Annotated in this window: 1 protein-coding gene; it reads left to right on the top strand. The window is 46.1% G+C overall.

The window, feature by feature from the left end; genetic code table 11:
* Nucleotides 1–204: cytochrome c biogenesis protein CcsA (gene ccsA, locus FDX22_RS21935; RefSeq protein ID WP_186805422.1), on the top strand; the 204-nt coding region annotated here is incomplete at both ends.

Genomic DNA, 204 nt, shown 5'->3' with positions numbered 1-204 from the left:
TTACACCTTGCTGGCTATCCAGTTCATCATCATCTCCGGCCAGATTCATATCACCCAGATAGGCGTGGTTCTGCTGACGCTGACGCTGTGTACTGGCCTGTTTTATATGCACAACCTGTTCAGCACAGAAAATATTGATAAAGCTGTTCTGTCTATCGTGGCATGGTTTGTCTATATCGTTCTGCTGTGGGGACATTACCATGA

It is taken from the genome of Citrobacter sp. TBCS-14 (genome assembly GCF_005280805.1).
Lineage (GTDB): Bacteria > Pseudomonadota > Gammaproteobacteria > Enterobacterales > Enterobacteriaceae > Citrobacter > Citrobacter gillenii.
This window is presented reverse-complemented; position numbering and strand designations above follow the sequence as displayed.